The sequence below is a fragment of the Pseudomonas sp. F220 genome, assembly GCF_057813935.1.
Window position 1 is genome coordinate 1 of sequence record NZ_JBVASJ010000022.1, and the last position, 19,085, is coordinate 19,085.

Here is a 19,085-nt window from a genome sequence, read left to right on the forward strand (position 1 = left end):
ACGAACCCATCCGCGACCAGCCTTGTAGCGTGGCGTAGTCAGATGGCGTTAAAACGAATGGGGCGGCGGGCTTGGCCATGTGCACTACTGCTCAGTGAGGTCGAAGTCTGGTCAGTATATCGATATGTTTTTAGATAAACGAATTACACGCTCAGGACACTAGTGAACGGTTATTGATCGTCTAACTATAGACACCCGTTCACGCACGGCTGGCTGGCACGTACGATAGGGTATAGGTCTGCCTATGGCTGATACCTAGCTGTAATGACCTGCAAACGAAAACGTCCCGACCTGCAATCAGCGCGGTTTTCGACCAGCATTAATTGCGACTGACCAGCCAGGTCAACCAGCATTAACTGCGAATGAACCTGCATTGATCCTCACTGACCTGCATTCCATCAGTACCGACCAGCATTAACTGCAAATGACCAGGCCGTCAGATTGGCAATCCCGCGGCCAGCATTTTGTCGCGCAGCTCAACAGCCCGTATCGGGTCGAGTGTATTGCTGAACAATGCCTTGATTTCAGTGGGCCTGGCGTCGAACTGTTCCACCAGGTCTTTGAGGCGATAGCCGTGGCGTGTCAGGGTCGGTTCCAGGTCATCCAGCTGACGCGACAGCACTGAGTGCACGAGGTCGGCCGATACCGGTTTCTCTCCGGTCAGGTAGCCGCCCTCCAGAGCCAGGCTGAGGTGGAGTTGGATTTGTAGGGGGGTGCTCAGTTTGGTGGCCAGTAGATCAACCGCTTCTTCGGTCAGAATCGATTCAGCCTCGACCTTGCCTTCTGTGCAGGCATCCAGCAGCCAGTGGATATACTCACGCTGGCTGCCGGCGATGCCGTCGAGCGAGAAGATGTCGGTGCGGTAGCCAATTTCCTCCATCGTCGGGCGGCGCAGGTCGTTACGCAGTTTGGGATGCCCGGCCAACACCACCGATAATCGGCCGTCGCCGTCTTCGACCAGCTCCATCAAGCGCTTGAGCCCTGTCAGGGTATGACCGTTGAGGTCATGGGCCTCATCGACGAACAGGGCCACTGGGCGCTTGTTCTTCCTCACCAGCTCGCACAAGTCACGCTCACGCTTTTCACCCTGGGTCGGGATGCGCACCTGCTTTTCGGTGGATAAGTCGTAGTAGAGTGCAGCGATGAAGGTGGCCAGCTTGATGCTGTGCTTCTCGATGGCGAGGGACTTGGAGACGGTGATTTTCTTCTCCGCCTTCATCACCTGCTGAAGTCGTCGCAGCATCACGGTTTTACCACTGCCTACGACGCCGCACAGGGCGATCAAGCGCCCCTCGAATATCGCCCCCTTGACGTCCTTGATCAGCTGCTGGTGGTGGCTGGTTTCAAAGTAGCCGGCCTGGTTCAGTGGCAAGACCAGCTCGTAGTGCTGCATCACTTCAACCCGCATGTTCTTCTCCTGTTTTTTTGTGGCGGAAGTAGCCCTTGATGCGTTCAAAAACAACCCGCCGATTCAAGGTCTCGTTCAGCACCTGGTGAATAAACGCTTGCTCCTCGTCCGAAAGTTTGGCCAACGGCTTTGCCAGTTCGTTGGCAATGTTCAGCTTGCCGGCGATAACGTTGGGAAAGTGGTACTCGTGCGCTTCGGCATTGAAGGGTTGGCGTGGTAACTCCACTGGAACGGCGGGCGGTGTCAGCCGTACATCGTCACCGGCCAGCGCGGCAATGGGCAGCCCAAGCTGATCTGCTAGCGAACGAATGCGATCGGATCGTTCATCAACCTTGCCACGCTTGAGCGCCCGGTATCGATGTAGCGGAATCGGCCCGGATACCGGGTAGTAAGGGCCGAAGCGCTCGCCATCGAACTCGGCATAGAGTTCGTTATCGAACAGCCCCCAGAGCAGCATCACGGTTTCGCCCGCCATGTCGGGCTCCACCTCGTAGGCCGTACCCTCGATGGTGATTCGCGCATCGACGCCGACCTTGCGCCGTTCGGGTTCGCGGGCAAAGCGACAGAACTGCTCCCAGGTGCACATCTCGCGCAGGCCCTCAGCGGGCAGGTTGCCCAGCCAGTCCTCGATCCGCGAATGCGGCTCGCTACGATGGGGCTGCACGTTGTAGGTGCGCACCAGGTAACGCATCAGCCATTCGTTGGCCTGCGCTTCGGTTTCTGGCTTATGGAAGTGATACAGCGTTTCGTGGGTTTTTTTTACCGTGCGGAATGGCCGTTCAACCTTGCCCTTTGAGCGGGCGGTTGTGCGTGTTCCATCTTTGCCAGCGGGGATATGTGTTTGCCATTCAATCCCCAGCGCCTGCATGACATTTTGGAAGACTCGGCGTTTGGCCACCGGGCCGTTGTCCAGGTAGATCATCTTCGGACGACCTTGAAAGGGAAAGGAGGGGTCAGCCTTCGGCGCCATGGCTCTGAACAGGAAACGCAGTGCAGATTCCGCGTCCTCACCGTACACACAGTGGTATTCCTGATAAGCCACGCCACTGCGGTCGTCCACTACGCTGAACAGCATCAGTGTCGGCATGCCCCTGCTCGAATCGATCCAGTCCGGTTTGTCGATGTGCTTGAGGTCTGAGGGTGACAGGTCGAATTGCCAGCAGTCATTGCTGTGTTCAGCCTGAAACCGTACCGCTGGCGGTTGCCGCAAGAGTCGCGACTGATTCAGATGCCAGCGGTTGAGGTACTCGTTTACCGTGCTGCGGGTCAGTACCCCTTGTGGTGCCTTGACCAAGCCTCGCTCGGTTTCCACCCCGTAATCTTCCAGCAGCCCAATCGCACGAAGGGTGGACAGGTGCCGTCCTTGTTTGTTGGTAGTACGCAGTTTCAGCGCGGCGATCAGCTCGCAGTAGCGCTCCAGCTCGGCTTGTTGTAACACCCGCGGCTTGCCGTGATCAGCACGATGGGCTGCATGGGGTTTATGGAGGAGGTTCAGCGCCCGGTACACAGTGCTTGGCGACACGCCATACAATTCGGCTATCGCAGTGACCTGGCCGATTCGCTCCGGGCTTTTCTTCGGCAAACCGTCGAGCCGCTGCCGCAACTGCATCAGCGAGTCGGTCGGGATGGTTCTACGCCGCACGCTGGGCATTGCGTTCGGCCTCGGTCAGGTAGTTGTAGAGTGTCGAACGACCAATGCCCATCAGGCGACAGATCTCTACCACGGTATGTTTTCGTGCGTGGTAGAGGCTTGTTGCCGCTGACCGAAAACTGACCCAGTAGTTCTGTTGTCCTCATAATGCCTTACTGACGGGGTGATCGCCACACGTGCCCAACGGTGCATCAAAGTCTCATCGATCGAAACGACGCTCCTGATACGCGGCGACGACTGGGGCGTCCACCGCACTGAAAACACCAGATTCTGAGATCAGGACACCGCCTGCGACTCGCTGATTCATATCACCAAACAAGCAGTAGCATTTCACAGGTAGAACATCGGAAAGTCGGTACGGTTGCGGTACAGTACGGAGCTTGTGCAACCTTCTCAAAACTACGTTCAACACCAGTAACCACGGGGCCTCCAGCTATGCCAGCCTACGTTCACCTACGTGCGGTTTCTCTAGGCATATACGGTTGCCCAGCAACTCATAATCAGCAAGTCGAATGCTAAGTGAGCTTCTTGGCTAAGTCCTCCGTTTTTGGATGGTAATAACGCATGAGCATGCGCGTATCCTGATGGCCAGTGATTTTTGTCAGTTCGTGCAGCGGGAAGATTTCCGCTAGGCGCGAGGTCGCCTCATGGCGCAGATCGTGGAAGCGCAAATCCATCAGGAACGGATCGTCCTCGATTCGTTTGTCGATCTTGTCCTGGGAGAGTTTCTTCTGTTTGAGCTTAAGAGATAGTCCTTCGACGTAAGCGTTGCGTGCATCTGCGATAGCGTCCGCGAATGCTTTGGTAATTGAGTCGGGCCTGCTGCGAAAGCAGCGTCCGTCGTCTCGCTCAGCAAGATTATTCAAAATCTCCACTGCTTTGCTGGAGAGGGGAACACCGCGGGAGGAGCCGTTCTTTGTCATCGGGAGCAGAGCAACTCGCTTGTCTAAATTGACGTTAGTGCTTTGCAAGCCAGTTATTTCACTGCGGCGCATCGCTGTTTCTACTGCGAAGGTCATGATTTTTGGTAGCTCAGTTGAGCGAGAGTAGCGGCGAATCATTTCGAGCTCGTCCAGGTGCTCGTACGCCAGCTTCCCATCCTTTTGCATCCACACATCGGCGCTGAGAATTCGTCGCTTGCGTGCGTCGTCAACGCTTGGCTGGCGGATGAGTTCGACCGGATTGGTCAGAGACTCCATACGCCACTCTTTGCGGGCGATGGTGAATACGTGAGAGATCAAGGCAAGCTCGCGGCGTACTGTGGAAGCAGCTAAGCCGCCCCCGAGACGCTTGTCGCGGTAAGTCGCCATATCGGAGCCTCGGATGCTGGCAAGCGAGCGAAGGGCGAGAGGATGGCGTTGCATGGCCTGGATGCGTGACAGCTCAGATGCGCTGCTGCGTTTTTTGCTGGTCACCTCCTTCGCGTACAACTCCAAGGCGCTGGCGAAGGAGGTCGCTTCAGCTTCGCTGCGGCTGACGAACACACCTGCGTCCATTTCACGCTCAATCATGGTCGCCCAAGTTTTTGCTTCGAGTTGGGTATTGAATGTGCGTGTCTGTTGGGGCCACCCTTTACGTCTGATCTGGGCGTGCCATTGGTGGGGGCCTTTCTTCCTAAACGTCGCCATCGCTTTTCGCACTGTGCCAAAAATGTGCCATTAACTTTACAGGAGCACCCATGGAAGCCGCAAAGCCCGCGCTAATACGAGAAACCTTCCCCGTCGGCCCGTTGCAGTGCAACTGCACGATCATCGGTGATCCGATCACGAAAAAGGCCATCGTCGTCGATCCGGGTGGCAATCATGAGTTGATCCTGGCGCGGCTCGATGCGTTGGGGCTGAAGGTGGTGAGCATCATTCACACCCACGCTCATCTCGATCACTTTCTTGCGTCCGGTCAATTGAAGGAAAAAACCGGCGCAACGTTGCATCTACATAAAGAGGATCAATTCCTCTGGGACAACCTGGAGATGCAATGCAGCATGTTCGGCGTGCCTTACACGCCCGTCCCGCCGCCGGATCGCTGGTTGGCGGATGACGAAGAGCTGGCCTGCGGTTGCGGCGTGGCGTTGCACACACCCGGTCATACACCAGGTTCCATGAGCTTTTGGTTTTCTGAGGCTAAGCTGCTGATTGCCGGTGACACACTGTTTCGTCGCGGGGTAGGGCGTACGGATTTGTGGGGCGGCGATCAGGCCACCATCGTGCGTTCGATCAAGCAGCGTCTGTATACCCTGGACGAGGAGGCGACGGTGGTCACCGGGCATGGTCCGGATACCCGTCTGGGTGATGAAATGCGCGAAAACCCTTTTGTACGAGCCTGATTTTCTGGCTATAGACGGACTTACGGAATTTTTACCGTCGGTCGTGTTCCAACGCCAGCTAGGGTCTATTGCCAACGTCCGTTGCACCACAGAATGCAAAAAAAGTAGGAGCTTTCCATGTTCACCTCGCGTCGTTTGATTATTGTCGCTACTGCCGTGGCCTTGTTGTCTGGCTGTGCAAACCAGAACCCGTATGACAGCCAGGGTCAGGCGGACAACTCCACAGGCTCCACGGGCATGAGCAAAACTGCCAAATACGGTGGGTTGGGGGCCTTGGCCGGTGCGTTGGCCGGTGCTGCTATCGACCACAATAACCGTGGCAAGGGCGCGCTGATTGGCGCCGCCGTGGTCGGTGCATCCGCCGCCGGTTATGGCTACTACGCCGACAAACAGGAAGCCAAGCTGCGTGCGAGCATGGCCAACACCGGTGTAGAAGTGCAGCGCCAGGGCGATCAGATCAAACTGATCATGCCGGGTAACATCACCTTCGCGACCGATTCGGCGAACATCGCCCCGAGCTTTTATCAGCCGCTGAACAACCTGGCAGGCTCCCTCAAGGAGTTCAACCAGAGCCAGATCGAGATCGTGGGTTACACCGACAGCACCGGCAGCCGTCAGCACAACATGGACCTGTCTCAGCGTCGCGCTCAAAGCGTCGCGACCTACCTGACGTCCCAGGGCGTCGGCGGTGCCAACCTGTCGGCTCGCGGTGCCGGCCCGGATAGCCCGATCGCCAGCAACGCCGACATCAACGGCCGCGCGCAGAACCGTCGGGTAGAGGTCAACCTCAAGCCGATTCCTGGTCAGCAGTATGGCCAGCCTGCCCAGCAGCAAGGTCAGCAGTACCAGTAACAAAAAACCTGACTGAACCCCAGGTGTAAAAAGCCCGCCCGATTCTCAGCAGATCGGGTGGGCTTTTTTTTTGTTGCCTGTTCTGACGCCATCGCGAGCAGGCTCGCTCCCACATTTGATCTTTAGTGGACACAAAATCTGTGCTCTACGCGGTCCAGTGTGGGAGCGAGCCTGCTCGCGATGAGGTCCGCACAGGCGCTCAAGCTCTCAGCAACAAAAAAGCCCTCGGACATCACCTGTCCGAGGGCTTTTTTATGTCGCGTGAAACCTGATTATTTTTTCAGGCCGTAATGCTCATCGAGCATGCCGGGAGCGTTCGGCGTTTTTGGTGCGTAATCTTTCGGCGCTTCCTGACTGCGCGGTGGCGTCAGACGTTCCCGTGGCGCTTGTACCGAATCGGCGTGCAGAGCGGCCAGCAGGCGTTGGCGAGTCAGTTCGTCCAGGGCCAGACGGTTGGCACCCTCGGCGAGATGATCTTGCACTTCCTGATAGCTCTGAGTGAGCTTCTGTACCAAAGTCGCGGTGCTGTTGAAGTGGGTGACCACTTCGTTTTGATAACTGTCAAAACGTTCCTGAATATCATCCAGCTGACGTTGCGTGCGGTTAGGCGCGGCATTCGGCAGCAGGCGAGCGACCAGGAATCCAATGGCGACACCGGCAACCAGGGCAAGAGTCGGCAACAACCAAACTAAGAGCGAGTGTTCCACGAGTCCTTCCTCTATAAACGGCTTTGCTTTACGTTAACGGCTCGGACCTGCGCTGTATACCGCGACGAGATCGCAATCATGCCAGGCACAGACTTTTAGCTAGACGAGTCGACCCAATTCGAGGTCACGGAGTTCCTTCCTTGCTTATGCGCGAAACCCCTGTATTTATCGATGGCCCGGTTGGCCAATTGGAAGCCTTGTACCTGGATCAGCCCGACGCCCGTGGCCTGGCGCTGATCTGCCACCCGAATCCGGTGCAGGGTGGCACCATGCTCAATAAAGTTGTCTCGACCCTTCAGCGCACGGCGCGAGACGCCGGCTTGATCACGTTGCGCTTCAACTATCGTGGCGTTGGCGTCAGCGCTGGCAGCCATGACATGGGCACTGGTGAAGTCGATGATGCACTGGCTGCGGCGCAATGGCTTCGGGCCCGGCATCCTGAGCTGCCGATCACTTTGTTCGGTTTTTCCTTCGGCGGTTTCGTCGCGGCCAGCCTTGGCGGACGTCTGGAAGTCAACGGCGAAACACTTGCTCACCTATTCATGGTCGCGCCTGCGGTCATGCGTTTGGGCGATCAGGATCAGTTGCCGCAAAATTGCCCGCTGACCCTGATTCAGCCAGAAACCGACGAAGTGATCGATCCGCAACTGGTCTACGACTGGTCCGAAGCCCTTGATCGCCCCCATGAGCTGCTGAAAGTGGCAGAATGCGGACACTTTTTTCACGGCAAGCTGACGGACCTCAAAGATCTGATACTGCCGCGCCTTTCGAATTGATTGCAGTCTGATAAGCGATTACCCATGACTACTCGTACGCGTATCCTCACCGGCATCACCACCACCGGCACGCCGCACCTGGGCAACTATGCCGGGGCCATCCGCCCTGCGATCGTTGCCAGCCGCGACAGCAATGCCGATTCGTTCTACTTCCTGGCCGACTACCACGCCCTGATCAAATGCGATGACCCGCTGCGCATCCAGCGCTCGCGTCTGGAAATCGCCGCGACCTGGCTGGCCGGTGGTCTGGATGTGGATCGGGTGACGTTCTATCGTCAGTCCGATATCCCGGAAATCCCCGAGCTGACCTGGCTGCTGACCTGCGTCGCGGCCAAAGGTTTGCTCAATCGAGCCCACGCCTACAAGGCCTCGGTGGACAAGAACGTCGAAACCGGTGAGGACCCGGATGCCGGCATCACCATGGGCTTGTACAGCTACCCGGTGTTGATGGCCGCGGACATTCTGATGTTCAACGCCCACAAGGTTCCGGTCGGTCGCGATCAGATCCAGCACGTGGAAATGGCCCGCGACATCGGTCAACGCTTCAACCACCTGTTCGGCCAGGGCAAAGAATTCTTCACCATGCCCGAAGCTGTGATTGAAGAGAGCGTGGCCACGCTGCCAGGTCTCGACGGCCGGAAGATGTCCAAAAGCTACGACAACACCATCCCGTTGTTCAGCAGCGCCAAGGAAATGAAGGACGCCATTTCGCGAATCGTCACCGATTCCCGCGCCCCCGGCGAAGCCAAAGACCCGGACAACTCGCACCTGTTCACCCTGTTCCAGGCCTTCGCCACGCCGGCGCAGTCCGACGAATTCCGCAGCGAATTGTTGCAGGGCCTGGGGTGGGGTGAAGCGAAAAATCGCTTGTTCCAACTGCTGGACCGCGAGTTGGGCGAGTCCCGCGAGCGCTATTATCAGCTGATTGAGCGACCGGCGGACCTGGAAGACATCCTCCAGGCCGGTGCCAAGAAGGCGCGCGCCGTTGCCACACCGTTTCTCAATGAACTGCGTGAAGCGGTTGGCTTGCGTTCTTTCGTCAATCAGACGCAAGCCACCACGACCACCAAGAAGAAAGCTGCGAAAGCTGCACGCTTCGTCAGCTTCCGTGAAGATGACGGCAGTTTCCACTTCCGTTTGTTGGCGGCGGATGGCGAGCAATTGCTGCTGTCGCGCAACTTTGCCGATGGTAAAACTGCAGGCGCGGTGACCAAACAACTGCAAGCGGGACAGGAACTGGACCTGCGCAGCGAAGAGCAAAGCTTCAGCGTGTGGCTGGAAGGCGAGTGCGTGGCCGACAGCCCGACCTTCGCTGACAGCGCTGCGCGTGATACTGCCATCGACGCCTTGCGGGTTGCTCTGACACCTGCGCAGGACTAATCGGAGGTCTGCCCGACTAAGGGTTGATTGCCATTCTCGAGGGCCGTCGCTACAGTGGCGGCCCGTTTTTGTTGCCTTGCTAACGAATTATGACGCCCCTAGAACGATATCAAGCTGATCTGAAACGCCCGGAATTCTTTCACGACGCCGCCCAGGAAACTGCGGTGCGTCATTTGCAGCGCCTGTACGACGATCTGGTCGCGGCCTCGCATAGCAAGCCGGGCCTGTTCGGCAAACTGTTTGGCAAGAAAGATCAGGCGCCGGTCAAGGGTCTGTACTTTTGGGGCGGTGTTGGCCGCGGCAAGACCTATCTGGTCGATACCTTCTTTGAAGCCCTGCCGTTCAAGGAAAAGGTCCGCACTCACTTCCACCGCTTCATGAAGCGTGTGCACGAAGAGATGAAGACTCTTCCCGGCGAAAAAAATCCGCTGACCATCATTGCCAAGCGCTTCTCTGACGAAGCACGGGTGATCTGTTTTGATGAGTTCTTCGTTTCCGACATCACCGACGCCATGATCCTCGGCACGCTGATGGAGGAGCTGTTCAAGAATGGCGTGACCCTGGTCGCTACTTCGAACATCGTCCCCGACGGTTTGTACAAAGATGGCCTGCAACGTGCGCGCTTCTTGCCGGCTATTGCCCTGATCAAGCAGAACACCGACATCGTCAACGTCGACAGTGGCGTCGATTACCGTCTGCGTCACCTCGAACAGGCCGAGCTGTTTCACTTTCCGCTGGACGCCGCCGCGAACGAGAGCCTGCGCAAGAGCTTCCGTGCGCTGACGCCGGAATGCACGCAGGCCGTCGAGAACGACGTGCTGAATATCGAGAACCGCGAAATTCGTGCTCTGCGCACCTGCGATGACGTGGCCTGGTTCGACTTCCGCGAACTCTGCGATGGCCCGCGCAGCCAGAATGACTACATCGAACTCGGCAAGATTTTCCACGCCGTGCTGATCAGCGGTGTCGAGCAGATGACCGTCACCACCGACGACATCGCCCGACGCTTCATCAATATGGTCGACGAGTTCTATGACCGTAACGTCAAGCTGATCATCTCCGCTGAAGTCGAGCTCAAAGACCTCTACACCGGCGGTCGCTTGAACTTCGAGTTCCAGCGCACTCTCAGCCGTTTGCTGGAAATGCAGTCCCACGAGTTCCTGTCGCGGGCGCACAAGCCGTAGGGCGTTTCCGAAAGTAAAAAATGGCCTGCATTGCAGGCCATTTTTTATGGCACAACCCCGGAGGCAAGCCCAAAGGTGATCCCTGTAGGAGCGAGCTTGCTCGCGATGGACGTTAACGATAACGCGTGCTTTCTGAATAAACGCGCCACCCTTGAGTCCATCGCGAGCAAGCTCGCTCCTACAAGGCCTATGCAGCCTGCTGAAACTGCTGCCGATACTGGTTCGGCGACAGCTCGGTGTGCTGGCGGAACAATCGAGCGAAGAAGCTGGCATCGTCATAGCCGACTTCATAACTGATGGTCTTGATGCTTTTGCGACTGGCAGAGAGCAGGCCCTTGGCGGTTTCGATGCGTAGGCGTTGCAGGTAGTGCAGCGGCTTGTCGCCGGTAGCCGTCTGGAAGCGGCGCATGAAGTTGCGGATGCTCATACCGTGTTCGCGGGCGACGTCCTCGAAGCGGAATTTGTCGGCGAAGTGCTCTTCGAGCCAGTGCTGGATCTGCAGGATAATCACGTCCTGGTGCAGTTTCTGCCCGCCGAAGCCGATACGGCCGGGGGTGTAGCTGCGTTGCACTTCGTAGAGAATATCCCGGGCCACGGCCTGGGCGACGTTGGCGCCGCAGAAGCGCTCGATCAAGTAGATATAAAGGTCGCAAGCCGACGTAGTGCCGCCAGCGCAGTACAGGTTGTCGGCGTCGGTCAGGTGCTTGTCCTGATTGAGCTGGACCTTGGGGTAGCGCTCGGTGAAAGCATTGAAGAAGCGCCAGTAGGTGGTCGCTTCCTTGCCGTCGAGCAGGCCGGCTTCGGCGAGCCAGAACACTCCGGTGGCTTCGCCGCAGAGCACGGCGCCGCGTGCGTGTTGTTCGCGCAGCCATGGCATGACTTGTGGATAACGCTGGCAGAGCGTTTCGAAGTCATCCCAGAAGGCCGGGAGGATGATGACGTCGGTATTTTCCAGGCCGCTGTCCACCGGCAGGATCACATCGCTGAAACTACACACCGATTGTCCATCGGGGCTGACCAGACGGGTTTCGAATGCCGGGGTCAGGCCGTGGCCGAGTTGTTTGCCATAGCGCAGGCTAGCCAGATGGAAGAAATCCTTGGCTTGCATGAGGGTGGAAGCGAAAACCCGATCAATAGCCAGAATGCTGACACGCCGTAAGGGCGTGGAGAGTTGGATAGACATAATTCAATTATTCTTATAGGGGAAAGTGGTCACCAAACGGCTGGATCGTCTTATTTTTTGTCGGATGTGTCCAGTGTCCTGTGACGGATAGGCGGCATAGGCTCTGTGGGTCAATCCCGGCTAACAATAATTGCAGGTGTGCGCATGATCCCCAGAACCTTGTTCAGTTCCGAGCACGAACTCTTTCGCGACAGCGTGCGTACGTTTCTTGAAAGAGAGGCTGTGCCGTTCCATGGGCAATGGGAAAAACAGGGATACATCGACCGCAAGCTATGGAACAAGGCGGGGGAGGCGGGAATGCTCTGCTCTCATCTGCCGGAAGAATACGGCGGGCTAGGGGCCGACTTTCTCTACAGTGCGGTGGTGATCGAAGAGGTCAGTCGGCTTGGTTTGACCGGGATCGGTTTTTCGCTGCATTCGGACATCGTCGCACCGTACATCTTGCATTACGGCAGTGAAGCCCTGAAGCACAAATACTTGCCGAAACTGGTCTCTGGCGAGATGGTCACGGCTATTGCCATGACTGAGCCGGGTGCCGGTTCCGACCTGCAAGGGGTGAAGACCACCGCCGTGCTGGACGGCGACGAGTATGTGATCAATGGCTCGAAAACCTTCATCACCAACGGTTTCCTGGCCGACCTGGTGATTGTCGTGGCCAAGACCGATCGGAAAGCGGGCGCGAAGGGCACCAGTCTATTCCTGGTGGAAGCGGACACCCCGGGCTTCGCCAAGGGCAAGCGTCTGGAAAAGGTCGGTATGAAGGCCCAGGACACCTCGGAGCTGTTCTTCCAGGACGTCCGTGTGCCCAAGGAGAACCTGCTGGGGCAAGCCGGGATGGGCTTCGCCTATCTGATGCAGGAGTTGCCGCAAGAGCGTCTGACGGTCGCGATAGGTGGCCTGGCGTCGGCCGAAGCGGCGTTGCAGTGGACGCTGGAATACACCCGAGAGCGCAAGGCGTTCGGCAAGGCGATCGCCGATTTCCAAAATACCCGCTTCAAGCTGGCCGAAATGGCCACCGAAATACAGATAGGCCGGGTCTTCGTCGACCGCTGCCTGGAGCTGCATCTGCAAGGCAAGCTGGACGTGCCGACGGCGGCGATGGCCAAGTACTGGGGCACTGACCTGCAATGCAAAGTGCTCGACGAGTGCGTGCAGTTGCATGGCGGTTACGGCTTTATGTGGGAATACCCTATCGCCCGGGCCTGGGCGGATGCGCGCGTGCAGCGGATCTATGCAGGGACCAACGAGATCATGAAAGAGATTATTGCGCGGTCTCTTTGACCCGCAAAAATACCTGTAGGAGCGAGCTTGCTCGCGATAGCGGTATATCCATCGACATCAATGCTGGATGTGGATCCGTCATCGCGAGCAAGCTCGCTCCTACAGGGTGGGGTTATGGTGCCGGGTTCGGTTGATCCTTGTGGATCGCCTCGATCCCCGCCAGCACTTCATCCGACAGCTTCAAATCAAGGCTGGCGATGTTGCTGTCCAGCTGCTCCAGGGTTGTGGCACCAATGATGTTGCTGGTCACGAACGGCTGCTGAGTCACGTAGGCCAAGGCCATTTGCGCCGGGTCCAGGCCATGTTCGCGGGCCAGGGCAACGTAACGGCTGCATGCCGCTTCTGACTGCGGGTTGAAATAGCGGCTGAAGCGGCTGTAAAGGCTCAGGCGGCCTTTGGCCGGTCGTGCCCCACCTTCGTACTTGCCTGACAGAAAACCGAACGCCAACGGCGAATAAGCGAGCAGGCCGCATTGTTCGCGGATGGCGATTTCCGCCAGACCGACTTCGAAGCTGCGATTGAGCAGGTTGTACGGGTTCTGGATCGACACCGCCCGCGGCCAGCCTCGGTTTTCGGCCAGTGCGAGGAATTTCATGGTGCCCCATGGCGTCTCGTTGGACAGGCCAATGTGGCGGATCTTGCCGGCCTTGACCTGCTCATCCAGCGCTTCGAGGGTTTCTTCCAGTGGGGTGAAGTCTTCATCGGCCTTGTGCTTGTAGTCGAGTTGGCCGAAGAAATTGGTGCTGCGCTCAGGCCAGTGCAGTTGGTAGAGGTCGATCCAGTCGGTCTGCAAGCGCTTGAGACTGGCGTCCAGCGCTTCGACAATGTGCTTGCGGTTGTGCTTGAGCTGACCATCGCGAATGTAGTCGATGGTATTGCCGGGGCCGGCGATCTTGCTGGCGAGCACCCAATCGGCGCGATCACCGCGAGTTTTGAACCAGTTGCCGATGTAACGCTCGGTGCTGGCATAGGTTTCGGCTTTTGGCGGCACCGGATACATCTCGGCGGTGTCGATGAAATTGATCCCGGCACTCTTGGCCCGTTCGATCTGGGCAAAGGCCTCAGACTCGCTATTTTGCTCGCCCCAGGTCATGGTCCCGAGACAGATGGCGCTCACGTTCAGATCGGTTCGGCCTAGCTTGCGATAATCCATCGGGTGCTCCTTGGGCAAAACAATCATAAAAGCAGGTTGAAAATTTTTTCGCAATCTGCATAATTGCGCACCTCTTTCTGCAGTGGAAGTGATGCGCCGCCTGCCGAAGAATCTTGCCGTTGAACGGACGCGCTGACCCGAGCCCCCGATAGCGTCTGTATCCGGCTGCCTTTGACTTGTCAAAGTACGCACTATTCAGTAAGATCCGCCGTCTAATTTATCAGGGCGGCCCCTGAGGCTATAAAGAATGAAAACTTTTACTGCTAAACCGGAAACAGTAAAGCGCGACTGGTTCGTCGTCGACGCTGCTGGTCAGACCCTGGGTCGTCTGGCCACCGAAATCGCGAGCCGTCTGCGTGGCAAGCACAAGCCTGAGTACACTCCTCACGTTGACACCGGCGACTACATCGTCGTTATCAATGCTGAGCAGATTCGTGTAACGGGTGCTAAAACCACCGACAAAATGTACTACTCCCACTCCGGTTTTCCGGGCGGCATCAAGTCGATCAACTTTGAAAAGCTGATCGCTAAAGCCCCTGAGCGCGTGATCGAGACTGCGGTCAAAGGCATGCTGCCTAAGAACCCGCTGGGTCGCGACATGTACCGTAAGCTGAAAGTCTATGCGGGCGCTGCTCACCCTCATACTGCTCAGCAGCCCCAAGAACTGAAGTTTTAACGGAATAGTTCATTATGTCGGCGACTCAAAATTACGGCACTGGCCGTCGCAAGACCGCAACCGCACGCGTTTTCCTGCGTCCGGGCACTGGTAACATCTCCATCAACAACCGCACCCTGGAGAATTTCTTCGGTCGCGAAACTGCCCGTATGGTAGTTCGTCAGCCGCTGGAATTGACTGAGACTGTCGAGAAATTCGACATCTACGTCACCGTGATCGGTGGTGGTGTAAGTGGTCAAGCTGGCGCAATCCGCCACGGTATCACTCGCGCTCTGATGCAGTACGACGAAACTCTGCGCGGTGCACTGCGCAAAGCTGGCTTCGTTACTCGTGATGCACGTGAAGTTGAACGTAAGAAAGTTGGTCTGCGTAAAGCGCGTAAGCGTCCGCAGTACTCGAAGCGTTAATTCGCTTTTACGTTCAAAAGCGCCCAGTTTCCTCACGGAGCTGGGCGTTTTTTATGGGCGATATTTTTTTGGTGTGACAACTTGCCACATCCGCAGAGCCCCTATACTACAAGGCTTGCCGCTGGGGCAGGATGGTAATTACCTTGTCAGAATAGGGGCTTTTCATTACCATTCGGCAAAATTTTTATAAGTTCAGATTTTTACTTAGTAGATGCCTGATTTAACAGGCCACAAAGCTGATGGGAGAGGACTGAATGAGCAATGACGGCGTGAATGCAGGCCGGCGTCGCTTCTTGGTAGCAGCCACATCCGTGGTGGGTGCTGCAGGAGCGGTGGGGGCTGCGGTCCCGTTCGTGGGGTCATGGTTTCCCAGTGCCAAGGCGAAAGCCGCAGGTGCACCGGTGAAAGTGAATATCAGCAAGATCGATCCAGGCCAGCAGATGATTGCTGAGTGGCGCGGTCAACCGGTATTCATTGTCCGCCGTACTGAGGAGATCCTGGGGAATCTGAAGAAGATCGAGGGCCAGTTGTCTGACCCGACCTCCAAGAACTCGACGCAACCGACCTATGTCGATCCGCACACGCGGTCGATCAAGCCGGAAGTTCTGCTGCTGATCGGTATTTGCACACACCTGGGCTGTTCGCCGACCTTCCGCCCGGAAGTGGCGCCTGCGGATCTGGGCAAGGATTGGGTGGGTGGCTACTTCTGCCCTTGCCACGGTTCTCACTATGATCTGGCCGGCCGCGTCTACAAGTCGCAACCTGCGCCTTTGAATCTGCCAGTGCCGCCGCACACCTACGAGTCGGACAGCGTCATTGTCATTGGCGTCGATACGGAGAAAGCGTGATGAGCAAGTTCATGGATTGGGTTGATGCGCGCTTTCCCGCCACCAAAATGTGGGAAGACCATCTCAGCAAGTACTACGCCCCGAAGAACTTTAACTTCTTCTATTTCTTTGGCTCCCTGGCACTGCTGGTTCTGGTTAACCAGATCGTTACCGGTGTCTGGCTGACCATGAGCTACACCCCGTCGGCAGAAGAGGCATTCGCTTCCGTCGAATACATCATGCGCGATGTCGAGTACGGCTCGATCCTGCGTCTGCTGCACTCCACCGGCGCCTCGGCGTTCTTCATCGTGGTCTATCTGCACATGTTCCGTGGCTTGCTCTACGGTTCGTATCAGAAGCCGCGTGAGCTGGTATGGGTGTTCGGCATGCTGATCTACCTGGCGCTGATGGCTGAAGCCTTTATGGGCTACCTGCTGCCTTGGGGCCAGATGTCGTACTGGGGCGCTCAGGTGATCATCTCGCTGTTCGGTGCGATCCCGGTTATCGGCAACGACCTTACCCAGTGGATCCGTGGTGACTACCTGATTTCGGGTATTACCCTGAACCGCTTCTTCGCCTTGCACGTTGTTGCCTTGCCGATCGTGATTCTCGGTCTGGTCGTGCTGCACGTTCTGGCGCTGCACGAAGTCGGTTCGAACAACCCGGACGGCGTGGACATCAAGAAGCACAAAGACGAAAACGGCGTACCGCTGGATGGCATTGCCTTCCACCCGTACTACACCGTGAAAGATATCGTCGGCGTGGTGGTGTTCCTGTTCATCTTCTGTTCGATCGTGTTCTTCTTCCCGGAAATGGGCGGTTACTTCCTCGAGAAGCCGAACTTTGAAGTGGCGAACGCCTTCAAGACCCCGGAACACATTGCGCCGGTCTGGTACTTCACGCCGTTCTACGCGATTCTGCGTGCGATTCCGGACAAGCTCATGGGTGTTGTTGCCATGGGTGCTTCGATTGCCATGCTGTTCGTCCTGCCCTGGCTCGACCGTAGTCCGGTCAAGTCCATGCGCTACAAGGGCTGGCTGAGCAAGATCTGGCTCTGGGTGTTCTGCATCTCCTTCGTGATTCTTGGCTGGTTGGGTGTCATGGCGCCTACCCCGGAACGTACGTTGCTGTCGCAGGTCTGTACCTTCCTGTACTTCGCCTACTTCATTCTGATGCCGTTCTACACCAGGCTCGAGAAGACCAAACCGGTTCCGGAAAGGGTGACTGGCTGATGAAAAAGCTATTTGCTGTACTGATTCTTGCTGCTATGCCTGTATTGTCCTTCGCGGCCGAGCACGGTGGTCCTGAGCTGGAAAAGGTCGATATCGACGTCTCCGACAAGGCTGCGATGCAGGATGGCGCGCGCACGTTCGCCAACTACTGCATGGGCTGCCACAGCGCCAAGTTCCAGCGCTATGAGCGCGTTGCCGACGATCTGGGGATTCCTCATGATCTGATGCTCAAGAACCTGGTGTTCACTGGCGCCAAGATCGGTGACCACATGAGCATCGGCATGCAGCCGGCAGACGCCAAGTCCTGGTTCGGCGCTGCGCCGCCTGACCTGACCCTGGTAGCTCGCGTTCGTGGTACTGACTGGCTCTACGGCTACCTGCGGTCTTTCTATGAAGACCCTTCGCGCCCTTGGGGTGTGAACAACAAGGTGTTCCCGAACGTCGGTATGCCTAACGTTCTGGTCGGCCTGCAAGGTCGTCAGGTGGTAGGCTGCAAACAAGTTCAAATCGTCGAAAGCGGCAAAAAGCAGTACGATCCACTGACCGGTACGCCTTTGACTCATGAAGCGTGCGATCAGCTGACTGTATTGCCGAAAACCGGCACGCTGAACGAAGAGCAGTTCGACGAGAAGGTCAAGAATCTAGTGACCTTCCTGGCCTACTCGGCCAACCCGGTGAAGCTGCAGCATCAGCGCATCGGTACCTACGTGTTGCTGTACCTGGCTTTCTTCTTCGTATTCGCTTATCTGCTCAAGCGCGAATACTGGAAGGACGTTCATTGATAAAGTTGTAAGCAATTGCTGTTAATCGTGCGCGCCCAAGGGCGTCTCTGAACGTGTAACGAGTCTGGATCATCCAGACGTTACGGGAGGCGCCCTCTGGGCGCGCTCGTTTTCTGCTCCCGATAATTTCTACAAGCGAGGAGGACCGCCATGGGCGTGACCAATCGGTTGGCCTGTTACTCCGACCCCGCCGACCACTATTCCCACCGAGTACGTATCGTGCTCGCAGAGAAGGGTGTCAGCGCCGAGATCATTACTGTGGAGGCGGGCCGTCATCCGCCAAAGCTGATCGAAGTGAACCCTTACGGTAGCTTGCCCACCCTGGTCGATCGTGACCTGGCGTTGTGGGAGTCAACCGTGGTGATGGAATATCTGGATGAGCGTTATCCGCATCCGCCTTTGCTGCCGGTTTATCCGGTGGCACGTGCCAACAGCCGTTTGCTGATTCATCGCATTCAGCGTGATTGGTGTGGGCTGGTGGATCTGATTCTGGATTCGCGCAGCAAAGAAACCGCTCGAGTACAGGCTCGTAAAGAGTTGCGCGAAAGCCTTACGGGTGTTTCGCCACTGTTCGCCGACAAGCCGTTTTTCCTCAGTGAGGAACAAAGTCTGGTCGATTGCTGCCTATTGCCAATTCTCTGGCGTTTGCCGATTCTAGGTATTGAGTTGCCGCGGCCTGCAAAGCCGTTGCTTGATTATATGGAGCGCCAGTTTGCGCGTGAGGCTTTCCAGGCGAGTCTGTCTGATGTCGAACGCGACATGCGCTAAGGCTTAAGGAGCCGCTATGAACTCCAGTCGACCTTATCTGGTCCGCGCGCTCTATGAGTGGATTGTGGACAACGATTGCACCCCGCACATGCTGGTCAATTCCGAGTACCCGTCGGTGCAGGTGCCCCAAGGCTTTGCCAGTGACGGACAGATCGTCCTGAACGTATCGCCAAGTGCTGTGCGGCATTTGCACATGGACAACGATGCGGTCAGCTTCGAAGGGCGTTTCGGCGGTGTGCCGCATACGCTGTACGTGCCTATAGCTGCGATCCTGGGTATTTATGCCCGGGAGAATGGCCAAGGTATGGTCTTCGATCTGGAATCGTCTATGGAGGACGATGACGAGGTTGAGCCCGATGATGACGTTCCGCCACCGAATAGCGAGCCACCGCGCCCAAGCGGCCGGCCAAGTCTGAAAGTGGTCAAGTAATAAAAAAGGCGATCCGCAAGCAGACTGTGTGAAAACGCAGCCTGCCAAGGCCAAAAACAAATGCC

Annotated in this window: 19 protein-coding genes and 1 pseudogene; 13 read left to right on the forward strand and 7 right to left on the reverse strand. The window is 57.1% G+C overall.

Annotated features, from left to right (window positions below; translation table 11 throughout):
- Positions 1–436: 436 nt before the first annotated feature.
- The 4 genes and pseudogenes from ACZYSM_RS18550 to ACZYSM_RS18565 all read right to left on the reverse strand — a co-directional run bounded on the left by ACZYSM_RS18550 (position 437) and on the right by ACZYSM_RS18565 (position 4,570).
- Positions 437–1,408 (reverse strand): ExeA family protein, encoded by a 972-nt coding sequence (locus ACZYSM_RS18550; protein ID WP_489073300.1) that lies wholly within the window; start codon positions 1,406–1,408, stop codon positions 437–439.
- A complete protein-coding gene (locus tag ACZYSM_RS18555) occupies positions 1,398–3,035 on the reverse strand; it encodes a transposase family protein (protein ID WP_489073453.1) in 1,638 nt (545 codons plus the stop codon). The genes ACZYSM_RS18550 and ACZYSM_RS18555 overlap by 11 nt, the downstream gene beginning before the upstream one ends.
- A 4-nt stretch (positions 3,036–3,039) precedes the next feature.
- Positions 3,040–3,138: pseudogene (locus ACZYSM_RS18560) on the reverse strand (recombinase family protein); the annotation flags it as partial.
- A gap of 436 nt (positions 3,139–3,574) precedes the next feature.
- Positions 3,575–4,570, reverse strand: a complete 996-nt coding sequence (locus ACZYSM_RS18565; protein ID WP_489073302.1) for a tyrosine-type recombinase/integrase — start codon at positions 4,568–4,570, stop codon at positions 3,575–3,577.
- Between the two features lie 167 nt (positions 4,571–4,737).
- Between ACZYSM_RS18565 and ACZYSM_RS18570 the strand changes: the two genes are divergently transcribed.
- Both ACZYSM_RS18570 and ACZYSM_RS18575 read left to right on the forward strand, forming a co-directional pair.
- Positions 4,738–5,382: an MBL fold metallo-hydrolase gene (locus tag ACZYSM_RS18570; protein ID WP_489073304.1), complete on the forward strand. Its 645-nt coding sequence runs from the start codon at positions 4,738–4,740 to the stop codon at positions 5,380–5,382.
- A 117-nt stretch (positions 5,383–5,499) separates the two neighbouring features.
- The gene (locus ACZYSM_RS18575; RefSeq protein ID WP_489073306.1) at positions 5,500–6,234 is read left to right on the forward strand and encodes a YiaD family glycine zipper/OmpA-like lipoprotein; all 735 of its coding nucleotides are present in this window, start codon (positions 5,500–5,502) and stop codon (positions 6,232–6,234) included.
- 272 nt (positions 6,235–6,506) lie between these two features.
- On the opposite strand, the gene ACZYSM_RS18580 is transcribed toward ACZYSM_RS18575, so the two are convergent.
- Entirely contained in the window at positions 6,507–6,941 is a 435-nt protein-coding gene (locus ACZYSM_RS18580; protein ID WP_489073308.1) for a Z-ring associated ZapG family protein, read from the reverse strand.
- 146 nt (positions 6,942–7,087) lie between these two features.
- Here ACZYSM_RS18580 and ACZYSM_RS18585 point away from each other — a divergent pair, with 146 nt between their 5' ends.
- The 3 genes from ACZYSM_RS18585 (at position 7,088) to zapE (ending at position 10,281) form a co-directional block, all read left to right on the forward strand.
- Positions 7,088–7,717, forward strand: a complete 630-nt coding sequence (locus ACZYSM_RS18585; RefSeq protein WP_489073310.1) for an alpha/beta hydrolase — start codon at positions 7,088–7,090, stop codon at positions 7,715–7,717.
- Positions 7,718–7,741: 24 nt separating this feature from the next.
- Positions 7,742–9,097, forward strand: a complete 1,356-nt coding sequence (locus ACZYSM_RS18590) for a tryptophan--tRNA ligase (protein ID WP_489073313.1) — start codon at positions 7,742–7,744, stop codon at positions 9,095–9,097.
- Between the two features lie 89 nt (positions 9,098–9,186).
- Positions 9,187–10,281 (forward strand): cell division protein ZapE, encoded by a 1,095-nt coding sequence (gene zapE, locus ACZYSM_RS18595; RefSeq protein ID WP_489073315.1) that lies wholly within the window; start codon positions 9,187–9,189, stop codon positions 10,279–10,281.
- 187 nt (positions 10,282–10,468) lie between these two features.
- On the opposite strand, the gene ACZYSM_RS18600 is transcribed toward zapE, so the two are convergent.
- Positions 10,469–11,365: a GlxA family transcriptional regulator gene (locus tag ACZYSM_RS18600; RefSeq protein ID WP_489073455.1), complete on the reverse strand. Its 897-nt coding sequence runs from the start codon at positions 11,363–11,365 to the stop codon at positions 10,469–10,471.
- Between the two features lie 243 nt (positions 11,366–11,608).
- On the opposite strand from ACZYSM_RS18600, the gene ACZYSM_RS18605 reads away from it, so the two are divergent.
- The gene (locus tag ACZYSM_RS18605) at positions 11,609–12,745 is read left to right on the forward strand and encodes an acyl-CoA dehydrogenase family protein (protein WP_489073317.1); all 1,137 of its coding nucleotides are present in this window, start codon (positions 11,609–11,611) and stop codon (positions 12,743–12,745) included.
- Positions 12,746–12,857: 112 nt separating this feature from the next.
- On the opposite strand, the gene ACZYSM_RS18610 is transcribed toward ACZYSM_RS18605, so the two are convergent.
- The gene (locus tag ACZYSM_RS18610) at positions 12,858–13,898 is read right to left on the reverse strand and encodes an NADP(H)-dependent aldo-keto reductase (RefSeq protein ID WP_489073319.1); all 1,041 of its coding nucleotides are present in this window, start codon (positions 13,896–13,898) and stop codon (positions 12,858–12,860) included.
- A gap of 247 nt (positions 13,899–14,145) precedes the next feature.
- On the opposite strand from ACZYSM_RS18610, the gene rplM reads away from it, so the two are divergent.
- From rplM to ACZYSM_RS18645, 7 genes are all read left to right on the forward strand, one after another.
- Positions 14,146–14,574, forward strand: a complete 429-nt coding sequence (rplM, locus tag ACZYSM_RS18615) for a 50S ribosomal protein L13 (protein ID WP_007917032.1) — start codon at positions 14,146–14,148, stop codon at positions 14,572–14,574.
- A gap of 14 nt (positions 14,575–14,588) precedes the next feature.
- Positions 14,589–14,981 (forward strand): 30S ribosomal protein S9, encoded by a 393-nt coding sequence (gene rpsI / locus ACZYSM_RS18620; protein ID WP_003216038.1) that lies wholly within the window; start codon positions 14,589–14,591, stop codon positions 14,979–14,981.
- Positions 14,982–15,235: 254 nt separating this feature from the next.
- Complete coding sequence (gene petA, locus ACZYSM_RS18625) at positions 15,236–15,829, forward strand: ubiquinol-cytochrome c reductase iron-sulfur subunit (RefSeq protein ID WP_489073323.1); 594 nt, start codon at positions 15,236–15,238, stop codon at positions 15,827–15,829.
- The gene (locus ACZYSM_RS18630) at positions 15,829–17,040 is read left to right on the forward strand and encodes a cytochrome b (RefSeq protein WP_201120579.1); all 1,212 of its coding nucleotides are present in this window, start codon (positions 15,829–15,831) and stop codon (positions 17,038–17,040) included. The genes petA and ACZYSM_RS18630 overlap by 1 nt, the downstream gene beginning before the upstream one ends.
- Positions 17,040–17,822, forward strand: coding sequence for a cytochrome c1 (locus ACZYSM_RS18635; RefSeq protein WP_489073325.1), 783 nt, complete (start codon positions 17,040–17,042; stop codon positions 17,820–17,822). Before ACZYSM_RS18630 ends, ACZYSM_RS18635 begins: the two co-directional genes overlap by 1 nt.
- A 150-nt stretch (positions 17,823–17,972) precedes the next feature.
- Positions 17,973–18,590: a glutathione S-transferase N-terminal domain-containing protein gene (locus ACZYSM_RS18640; RefSeq protein ID WP_489073327.1), complete on the forward strand. Its 618-nt coding sequence runs from the start codon at positions 17,973–17,975 to the stop codon at positions 18,588–18,590.
- Between the two features lie 16 nt (positions 18,591–18,606).
- Positions 18,607–19,020 (forward strand): ClpXP protease specificity-enhancing factor, encoded by a 414-nt coding sequence (locus ACZYSM_RS18645; RefSeq protein ID WP_489073329.1) that lies wholly within the window; start codon positions 18,607–18,609, stop codon positions 19,018–19,020.
- The last annotated feature ends 65 nt before the right edge of the window (positions 19,021–19,085 follow it).

Coding starts and splice junctions, on each gene's coding strand:
- ACZYSM_RS18640 (WP_489073327.1), top strand. CDS start 17,973: ATGGGCGTGACCAATCGGTTGGCCTGTTACTCCGACCCCGCCGACCAC.
- ACZYSM_RS18550 (WP_489073300.1), bottom strand. CDS start 1,408: ATGCGGGTTGAAGTGATGCAGCACTACGAGCTGGTCTTGCCACTGAAC.
- ACZYSM_RS18590 (WP_489073313.1), top strand. CDS start 7,742: ATGACTACTCGTACGCGTATCCTCACCGGCATCACCACCACCGGCACG.
- rplM (WP_007917032.1), top strand. CDS start 14,146: ATGAAAACTTTTACTGCTAAACCGGAAACAGTAAAGCGCGACTGGTTC.
- rpsI (WP_003216038.1), top strand. CDS start 14,589: ATGTCGGCGACTCAAAATTACGGCACTGGCCGTCGCAAGACCGCAACC.
- ACZYSM_RS18605 (WP_489073317.1), top strand. CDS start 11,609: ATGATCCCCAGAACCTTGTTCAGTTCCGAGCACGAACTCTTTCGCGAC.
- ACZYSM_RS18565 (WP_489073302.1), bottom strand. CDS start 4,570: ATGATTGAGCGTGAAATGGACGCAGGTGTGTTCGTCAGCCGCAGCGAA.
- ACZYSM_RS18585 (WP_489073310.1), top strand. CDS start 7,088: ATGCGCGAAACCCCTGTATTTATCGATGGCCCGGTTGGCCAATTGGAA.
- ACZYSM_RS18575 (WP_489073306.1), top strand. CDS start 5,500: ATGTTCACCTCGCGTCGTTTGATTATTGTCGCTACTGCCGTGGCCTTG.
- ACZYSM_RS18610 (WP_489073319.1), bottom strand. CDS start 13,898: ATGGATTATCGCAAGCTAGGCCGAACCGATCTGAACGTGAGCGCCATC.
- ACZYSM_RS18635 (WP_489073325.1), top strand. CDS start 17,040: ATGAAAAAGCTATTTGCTGTACTGATTCTTGCTGCTATGCCTGTATTG.
- ACZYSM_RS18570 (WP_489073304.1), top strand. CDS start 4,738: ATGGAAGCCGCAAAGCCCGCGCTAATACGAGAAACCTTCCCCGTCGGC.
- ACZYSM_RS18645 (WP_489073329.1), top strand. CDS start 18,607: ATGAACTCCAGTCGACCTTATCTGGTCCGCGCGCTCTATGAGTGGATT.
- zapE (WP_489073315.1), top strand. CDS start 9,187: ATGACGCCCCTAGAACGATATCAAGCTGATCTGAAACGCCCGGAATTC.
- ACZYSM_RS18630 (WP_201120579.1), top strand. CDS start 15,829: ATGAGCAAGTTCATGGATTGGGTTGATGCGCGCTTTCCCGCCACCAAA.
- petA (WP_489073323.1), top strand. CDS start 15,236: ATGAGCAATGACGGCGTGAATGCAGGCCGGCGTCGCTTCTTGGTAGCA.